6 protein-coding genes are annotated in these 8,512 nt (G+C 51.4%); 5 read left to right on the plus strand and 1 reads right to left on the minus strand.

Annotation, left to right across the window (positions count from 1 at the left end; genetic code table 11):
• Positions 1–32: 32 nt before the first annotated feature.
• Positions 33–2,600: a S9 family peptidase gene (locus IE163_RS10885; protein WP_189432986.1), complete on the plus strand. Its 2,568-nt coding sequence runs from the start codon at positions 33–35 to the stop codon at positions 2,598–2,600.
• A gap of 160 nt (positions 2,601–2,760) precedes the next feature.
• Here the strand turns inward: IE163_RS10885 and IE163_RS10890 are convergent, their stop codons facing one another.
• Complete coding sequence (locus IE163_RS10890) at positions 2,761–3,612, minus strand: LysR family transcriptional regulator (protein ID WP_189432987.1); 852 nt, start codon at positions 3,610–3,612, stop codon at positions 2,761–2,763.
• A 106-nt stretch (positions 3,613–3,718) separates the two neighbouring features.
• On the opposite strand from IE163_RS10890, the gene IE163_RS10895 reads away from it, so the two are divergent.
• The 4 genes from IE163_RS10895 to IE163_RS10910 form a co-directional block, all read left to right on the plus strand.
• Positions 3,719–4,894 (plus strand): acyl-CoA dehydrogenase, encoded by a 1,176-nt coding sequence (locus IE163_RS10895; protein ID WP_189432988.1) that lies wholly within the window; start codon positions 3,719–3,721, stop codon positions 4,892–4,894.
• 13 nt (positions 4,895–4,907) lie between these two features.
• Positions 4,908–7,109 carry a dehydrogenase E1 component subunit alpha/beta gene (locus tag IE163_RS10900; protein WP_189432989.1) on the plus strand — a complete coding sequence of 734 codons (2,202 nt, stop codon included), beginning with the start codon at positions 4,908–4,910 and terminating at the stop codon, positions 7,107–7,109.
• The gene (locus IE163_RS10905; protein ID WP_189432990.1) at positions 7,106–8,134 is read left to right on the plus strand and encodes a malonyl CoA-ACP transacylase; all 1,029 of its coding nucleotides are present in this window, start codon (positions 7,106–7,108) and stop codon (positions 8,132–8,134) included. Before IE163_RS10900 ends, IE163_RS10905 begins: the two co-directional genes overlap by 4 nt.
• 131 nt (positions 8,135–8,265) lie before the next feature.
• Positions 8,266–8,512, plus strand: a 247-nt coding sequence (locus IE163_RS10910) for a VOC family protein (RefSeq protein ID WP_505602304.1), incomplete at its 3' end; no start/stop codon positions are given.

Consider the following 8,512-nt stretch of genomic DNA (forward strand, 5'->3'; position numbering starts at 1 on the left):
AATAACAACGCCACATAACAGGGCTACTTACCATGTTCTTATCTGATAAATTGTCGTTTACCCAGCGTCACAAAAAAAGGCTGGCTGTTTTTACCTTGCTTAGTTTGTTAAGCCTGCCACTAGCTGCCCAAGCGGTGTTATTGGCAGAGCAAACACATTCAGCAGAAGCTGCTGCACAAACTGAGAATACTCACCAGCAGAGCGTCAATGCGCAGCAAGTGCTGTTCTTAGGGCCGTTGCCAGCGTTTTCCTCAACACAGCTGGCCTTAACCGGCAAAGCGAAAGCGCAGCGTCAGCAATTGTTGCGTTTACTTGAGAAACAGCCGTTGCCGGTAGCCGGGCGGCAAGTCAGTGTTTTTGGGCAGCAATTAAGCTGGCAGTTATTAAGCCTGCAAGAGGCAGCGGCCGCAGGCCCAGGGCTGTGGTTTGTGCAGTTTTCGCATCCTGCCTATTTAAAAGCCAAGCTGGCATTAAGCGGTGTGCAAGCGCCAGAAATCTTCTTAAACTTGCAAAGTCAGCCGAATAACAGCGAGCTAAAGTTAGCAACAGGCTGGCAGCAATTGCTGATCTTCAGTGATGGTGAAAAAACGGGTGAAGCGCTACAACTGAGTTTAACGCCGAGCAATCAGGTGCCGGTGCAATTTCAGCTAGCGGCAAAAGAGCCGGTAAACAACCGCTTACTCACCAATGCCGAAACCATTTCACAGCTTGCCGTCTCTGATAATGGCCAGTGGCTATTAGTGAGTTTTAGTGGTCGCAGCGATGTCAGCGATATGCAGTTACAGCGCACTGAATTACGGGACCTAAGTAAAAATACTGTGGTACATACTTTCAGCCAGCAAAACTTAGGGCGCGCAGCCTTTAGCCCTGATAATCAATGGTTAAGCTATCAGACCAACAACACTCTCTGGTTACAAAACCTCAACAGCGGTGAAGTGCGTCCTTTACTGGAGAACCAGAGCGGCCTTGGCACTTACAGCTGGGCAGCCGACAGCAAAAGTCTGTTTATACAATGGACCCAAGCCGATACCAGCTTAAAAGATACCAAAGCTAAGCTGTATCGCTCACTAGAAGATCGCTGGCGCAATAACCGTGATATCAGCCGTATTTTTCAGCTGGATATTCAAAGTGGTTTGGTTCGGGCCCTAACGACGGATAAAGAGAGCAGTTTTCTGGCAGACGTACGACAAGATGGCCGGGCACTGCTGTTTACCCAACGCCGCAACGACCGCAGCACGCCACCACACGCCAGCACTGCGGTATTTGAACTGGATCTGAGTAGCTTAACTGCCCGCGAATTAGGTGTGTACCAGCATTTTGGGCAAATTGAATATTATCAGCAAGGCTATTTAATTGTCGGCGGTCCTAACTTTGCCAATGGTGCCGGCATCAATTTACCGGCCGGCGATGATATTGCCAATGATTACGATGGCCAGCTGTACTTTATGGATGCAACTAGCCTGGAGGTGACTGCCTTATCTAAAGCCTTTGATCCCAGCATTAGCAGCATCGCCTTGAATAATCGTCAGCAGGTGGTGGCACAGGTCAGTGAAGGTGACAGAACCCTGCTTTATAGCGTTGATATCGAGCGTCAGCGCTATACAAAGCTGCCATTTAACCTGGATGTGGTTGAGCGTTTTAGCCTGGCCAATGATAGAAATAATACCGTTGTTGCGCTGGGGACCGGTGTGCTTACGCCACAGCAGTTAGAAAAAGTCCAAATAGGTCAGCGCCGCGCCAGCACTTTGCATAGCAGTCAGGCGTTATACCAGCATATTCAATTAGGCGAAGTGCATGATTTTATTGTAACCAATCCGCAAGGTGACAACATTGATGGTCGCTATTACCTACCACCTGACTTTGATGCCAACAAAAAATACCCTGCTATCGTGTATTACTATGGTGGCACCACTACCGTAAACCGGCAGTTTACCGGTCGTTATCCGTTCCATCACTGGGCAGCCAACGGTTATATTGTTTATGTAGTGCAACCGCGCGGCACCATAGGGTATGGCCAGCGTTTCTCCGCCTTGCATGTTAATGCCTGGGGCAAATATACCGCCGACGATATAATTTATGCCACTGAGCAGTTTGTTGCCAAGCATCCCTTTGTGGATGGTAAACGCCTAGGGAATATCGGTGCCTCTTACGGTGGTTTTATGACCATGTATCTGGCTACGCAAACCGATATGTTTGCTGCATCCATTTCGCATGCTGGCATTAGCGCACTAAGCTCGTACTGGGGACAGGGCTGGTGGGGCTTTCTCTATTCTGGCGTTGCCAGCCGCGGCAGCTTCCCGTGGAATAACCAAGAGCTGTATGTAGGGCAAAGTCCACTGTATATGGCCGATAAAATCACTACGCCGTTATTGCTGATCACCGGCGACTCCGACGTAAACGTGCCAGCCGGTGAATCGCAGCAAATGTATACTGCGCTGAAGCTACTTGGCCGGGATGTTGCCTTGGTCGAGATCCCAGGCGAGGACCATCATATTATTGACCGGGAAAAACGCTACGTCTGGTGGGATCATCTGTTAGCCTTCTTTGATAAGCATCTTAAGGATGAAACGGACTGGTGGCAGCAGCTGAGTCAGGAATAAGGCCACAGCGGCGTCCTTGTTGCCGGGCTCTTGCTGTTAGTAAAGCTCGCTGCGAAGGCGCCGCAGTGAAAGAGGTATAAAACCTTAACGAAAATAACGGTCTGCGGTATTTATGCCAGCAGGCCGTTTTTTGTGGGTTAACGCTACTTGTCGGTTAACGTTACTTGTTGATTAACAGCGCACTGCTGTTTAAGCACAGCTGTTGTAATACCGGCAACGCAGGGTGTGCATTGTTACTGCGATAGGCCAGCGCAATAGTTCTTTCCATCGTTAAGCTTTGCACGGGTTTTAGCACCACATCACTGCGTTGTTTTAAACTGTCAAAGTCGGGTACCAGCGCGCAGCCAACGCCGGCGGAGACTAAACCTAAGGCGTATTCAATAGTCTGAATATCGGCGCGGATAGCCGGTTGGATATTATGCCGGTTCAACTCAGGGTACAGCAGCTCCCATGCATCGCAGGGGGTACGTTTAATTAAAGGTAATTCCTGAAAATCACTTAAGCTGATTTGCGGCTTTAAGCTCAGTGGCCAGGACGGTGGCACTGCCAGTAAGTAACGATCACGCCAAATGGGTTGCAATACTTCGCCAGCATATTGCTGTGCCGGGGTAATAATACGGGCATCACAGGCCGCGTCCGGTTCTACCAGATGCAGTTCCAGCCCTGGGATCTGCTGGCTAAATTCGCGTAGCAGTGTACTCATCCGCTCTACCCCGAGCGCTCTAATTAAACCTAGCCGAAAGCGCACCTTGGCGGCCGGTGTCTGAAAGGAAGCTTTTAATGACGCCAACTGCGCCAGTAACTTACCAGCGTGGCCATAGAGTTTGTCACCTTCCTCTGTGGGGGTAACACCTTTGGGTAGACGCAAGAATAAACTGACTTCCAGCTCCTGCTCTAACTGCAATAATGCCGCCGACAGCGAAGGCTGCGCAACACAGCACTGGCGCGCTGCGGCGCTGATGCTACGCTGCTCATAGACGGCAACAAAGTATTTTAATTGGCGTATATCCATAGGAAAAACCTATGTCACATAAAGAATTAATATATTTTAACTTTATATCAGGTCGCAGTAGAGTGAGCAAGGCAACTCAATAAATACAATCAGCTGAGGTGGTTAGATGGCGCGTCCCCAATTTGACTGGCAAGATCCTTTTCAATTATCCCAACTATTAACCGAAGAAGAGCGGCTTATTCGTGATACCGCCCATCAATATTGTCAGGAGCGTTTGCAAACGCGGGTGCTAATGGCAAACCGCGAAGAGCATTTTCATCGTGAAATTATGAATGAGCTGGGCGAACTCGGCTTGCTTGGCGCCACCTTGCCAGAAAAATACGGCTGCTCGGCGGTGAATTACGTGAGTTATGGTCTGGTTGCCCGGGAAGTGGAGCGGGTAGACAGTGGCTACCGTAGTGCCATGAGTGTGCAATCCTCTTTAGTGATGCACCCTATTCACGAATATGGCACTGAAGCACAGCGGCTGAAATATCTGCCGAAACTGGCTACCGGTGAGTGGGTAGGATGCTTTGGGCTAACCGAGCCGGATGCGGGTTCCGATCCTGCCAGTATGCGCACCACGGCTAAGCGCGTGGACGGTGGTTATCTGCTACACGGCAGCAAAATGTGGATCACCAATAGCCCCATCGCTGATGTGTTTGTGGTATGGGCTAAGCTGGATGGCGAAATTCGTGGCTTTGTGCTGGAAAAGGGCATGAAGGGGCTATCTGCCCCCAAAATTGAAGGCAAGTTCTCGCTACGAGCCTCCATTACCGGTGAAATTGTCATGGACAATGTGTTGGTGCCAGAAGATGCCTTATTGCCTAATGTGAGCGGTTTAAAAGGCCCCTTTGGCTGTTTGAATAAAGCCCGCTACGGCATTGCCTGGGGTGCCTTGGGTGCGGCCGAGTTCTGCTGGCATGCGGCTCGGCAATATACGCTGGATCGGCTGCAATTTGGTCGGCCGCTGGCGCAAACCCAGCTGGTGCAAAAAAAGCTGGCCGATATGCAAACCGAAATTAGCATAGGGTTACTGGCGTGCTTACAGGCAGGCCGCTTAATGGATGCCGGGCTGTTAGCACCGGAGACTATTTCGTTGATTAAGCGCAACTCTTGCGGTAAAGCACTGGATATTGCGCGTATTGCCCGCGATATGCATGGCGGCAATGGTATTGCTGATGAATATCATGTAATTCGCCATGTGATGAACCTGGAAGCGGTGAATACCTATGAAGGTACACATGATGTGCATGCGCTGATCCTGGGTCGCGCCCAGACCGGCTTGCAAGCCTTTAGCTAAGCCAGGGGGAATTATGACCGAAGCCTTGCACCCCTGGTTGCAGGGGTTTTTGGCGCGTATCGAACAGGGCGCCTTACCCACACCACATTGGCCGGACAGCCTGAGTGATACCGAACTTTACCGGCTCTGGCATAGCCAGCTGTGTAGCCGACTACTAGATTTGCAGTCACGCTTATTACAGGCCAAAGGCCAGAGTTTTTATACCATCGGCAGCGCCGGTCATGAGGGAAATGCGGCGGTTGCCGCAGCCCTTAGAGTAACGGATCCGGCGTTTTTACATTATCGCAGCGGTGCATTTTTTATTGAGCGCAGTAAACAGCTGGCCGGCAGCACGCCGCTGTACGATATGCTGTTATCATTCTGTGCGTCCAGTGAGGATCCGATCTCCGGTGGCCGCCACAAGGTACTTGGCAGTCTGGCGCTGAATATTCCGCCACAAACCAGCACTATCGCCTCGCAACTCCCTAAGGCGGTTGGTACCGCCTTTGCTATTGATTTAAGCAAAAGGTTAGGGCAGCCCGGTAATTGGCCGGAGGATGCGATAGTGGTTTGTAGCTTTGGTGATGCCTCAGCTAACCATTCAACGGCACAAGGTGCCATTAACTCAGCGTGCTGGGCGGCTTATCAGCATGTGCCACTGCCAATTTTACTGGTCTGTGAAGATAATGGCCTGGGTATTTCTACCCCAACACCACAGGGTTGGATTGAGCAGAGTTTGGCGGAGCGGCCAGAGCTGCGCTACTTTGCCGCGGATGGTAATGATTTAGCCGAGACCTTAAGGGTAGCAAAAGCGGCTGCGCATTATGTGCGCAGCAAACGGGCGCCGGCTTTGTTGCATCTTTCTACGGTTAGGTTATTTGGCCATGCCGGAGCCGATGCGGAAGTGGCGTATCGCAGTAAGCAGTTGATTGAGGCAGAGCTGGAGCAAGATCCAATTTTGGCCAGCAGTGGTATCTTGCTAAGTCGTGGCATCCTTACACCGGCAGCATTAGCAAGCTCAGTACAGCAGCTCGCAGCACAAATCGCCCGGGTTGCGGCGGTGGCTACGGGGCGGCCCAAGCTTACGAGCGCTAAAGCGGTTATGGCATCGATAGCGCCGGTTTATCCTAAATTACCAACACCGCCATTACCGCTGCCAGAAATACGTCAGGCCTTGTTTACCTATGATCAGCATAACCTTGGCAAAGCTCAGCATCTGGCCAAACTTCTAAACTGGGCGCTGCATGATCTTTTTTCGCAGTATCCGCAAGCGCTGCTTTTTGGCGAAGATGTCGGTAAAAAAGGCGGGGTTTACGGTGTATCGCAGCATTTAGTCCATGCCTTTGGGGCAAATCGGGTTATCAATACGCTATTAGACGAGCAAAGTATTTTGGGGTTGGCCATTGGTTTGGCGCAACAGGGTTTTTTGCCCATTCCAGAAATTCAGTTTCTGGCTTATGTGCATAACGCCGAGGATCAAATTCGGGGTGAAGCAGCAACACTGCCGTTTTTCTCTAACGGTCAGTACCACAATGCCATGGTGATCCGCATAGCGGGTCTGGCCTATCAGCGCGGTTTTGGTGGTCACTTTCATAATGATAATTCTTTTGCCGTTTTCCGCGATATTCCGGGCATTATTTTGCTTTGTCCGTCCAACGGTGCTGATGCGGTGTTGTTATTACGGCAGGCAGTTGAGTTGGCTTATCAGCAAAAACGGCTGGTGATCCTGCTTGAGCCCATTGCACTTTATATGACACGGGATCTGGTAGCTGCCGGCGATGGCCTATGGTTATGCCAGTACCCTGAGCCTGATACGCCTTTACCCGCGTTGGGGGAGCCTGCGCTCTTTGGCGAAGGCGAGCAGTTAGCGGTGATTAGCTATGCCAACGGTTATTACCTTAGCCGCCAGGCGCTGGCAGAATTACCCGCGCAGGCAGCAGCGATGCGTTTATTAGATTTACGCTGTTTAGTGCCGCTCAATATCGATGCCATTATGACAGCGCTGGGGCCTTGCCGGAAAATTTTGCTGGTAGATGAGTGCCGGCGTCGCGGTTCACTAAGTGAAGAGTTATTTACTTTGCTACATGAAGCGCGGCCGGGGTATTACCAGATCCAGCGTATTACGGCCGAAGACAGTTTTATTCCGCTTGGCGCTGCGGCCTATCAGGTATTGCCATCCAAAGCGCAAATTAGCAGTGCCATGCAGCAGTTACTGAGTGTGGAGGCCTTAGCATGAGCAAGAAAAAGACCGCTGTTGTTGTGTGTCCCGGTCGGGGCAGCTATAACCGCACTGAGCTGGGTTACTTAAAACAGATCGCAGGTAACAGCGTCTGGCTATCGCAATTTGATGCAGTGCGCGAGCAACTGGGATTAACCACGGTCTCCACACTGGATCAGGCTGCTGTTTTTAACAGTCGTGAGCACCTAAAAGCCGATAATGCGGCCGCACTGATTTATAGCTGCGGTTTGGCTGATTTTGCGGCCATAGATCGTGATCAGTATGACATCGTCGCTATTACTGGTAACTCGATGGGCTGGTATACGGCACTTGGTTGTGCCGGAGTTTGGCAGGGTGACAGCCAGATGCAGTTGGTTAGCGGTATGGCGCAGTTGACGGCGGAAGCCGCCGGTGCGCAATTTATCTATCCACTGGTCAATGCCAACTGGCAGCCTGATGCAGAAAAGCAGGCAGCAGTGGCAGAGCAACTATGGCAACATCAGGGCGCGCTCTTTATGTCGATTGTCTATGGTGGCTATGCGGTGCTGGCAGGTACACAACAGGCGGTACAGCAAGCAATGCAGGCGCTGTCACCTGTCGATGAGCGCTTTCCGTTATTGCTACCCGGTCATGCCGCTTTTCATAGCCCCTTGATGCAGCCCGCTGCCGATCAGGCGCAAAGCCGCTTCCCGGAAACACTATTTCATAAACCACAGCTCCCGTTAATTGATGGTCGCGGCCAGATCTGGCCGGCCGGTCTGACACAAGCGGCTGCACTGAAAGCCTATACCTTGGGCGATCAGGTGTGTCAAACCTACCATTTTAGTAAAGCGATTGAAGTGGCGGTAAAAGAGTTTGCACCAGATCATTTGATTTTACTGGGGCCAGGCGCCAGTTTGGGTGGCGCCGTGGCGCAAAGTTTGATTGCTATTAACTGGCACAACTGGCAGAGCAAAGAGGACTTTAGCCTGGCACAGCAGGCAGCATCGCCTTTTATGCTCAGTATGGGCATGCCGGAGCAGCGTAGCTTGTTAAGTTGCTAGCATGTTAGGTTGATAGTATGCAGGCTGCCAGCTTGACTATGGCAGCTTGCAGTGTTTTATTTAGGGTTGCTGTTCTGCTAAATATTATCGCCCGCCTGAGTAAGTGGGCCCGAGCAACAAGGAGCACTTTCATGTCACAGGTTCAACCTATACCAGATGGCTATACTGGCGCCATCCCTTACCTGACGATTTCCAATGCCGCTGATGCTATTGGCTTTTACCAAAAAGCCTTTGCTGCCGAGCTTATCCTGAAAATGGATACGCCAACGGGCGCGGTGATGCACGCTGAAATGCGGCTGGGGCAGGCGCTGTTTATGCTGAGCGAGCAAAGCGACGACTGGGGTACCAAAAGCCCGCCGATGCTACAAGGCACCGCGG

It is taken from the genome of Alishewanella longhuensis, from assembly GCF_014653435.1.
Classification (GTDB): Bacteria; Pseudomonadota; Gammaproteobacteria; order Enterobacterales; family Alteromonadaceae; genus Alishewanella; species Alishewanella longhuensis.

Coding starts and splice junctions, on each gene's coding strand:
- IE163_RS10890 (WP_189432987.1), bottom strand. CDS start 3,612: ATGGATATACGCCAATTAAAATACTTTGTTGCCGTCTATGAGCAGCGT.
- IE163_RS10905 (WP_189432990.1), top strand. CDS start 7,106: ATGAGCAAGAAAAAGACCGCTGTTGTTGTGTGTCCCGGTCGGGGCAGC.
- IE163_RS10900 (WP_189432989.1), top strand. CDS start 4,908: ATGACCGAAGCCTTGCACCCCTGGTTGCAGGGGTTTTTGGCGCGTATC.
- IE163_RS10895 (WP_189432988.1), top strand. CDS start 3,719: ATGGCGCGTCCCCAATTTGACTGGCAAGATCCTTTTCAATTATCCCAA.
- IE163_RS10885 (WP_189432986.1), top strand. CDS start 33: ATGTTCTTATCTGATAAATTGTCGTTTACCCAGCGTCACAAAAAAAGG.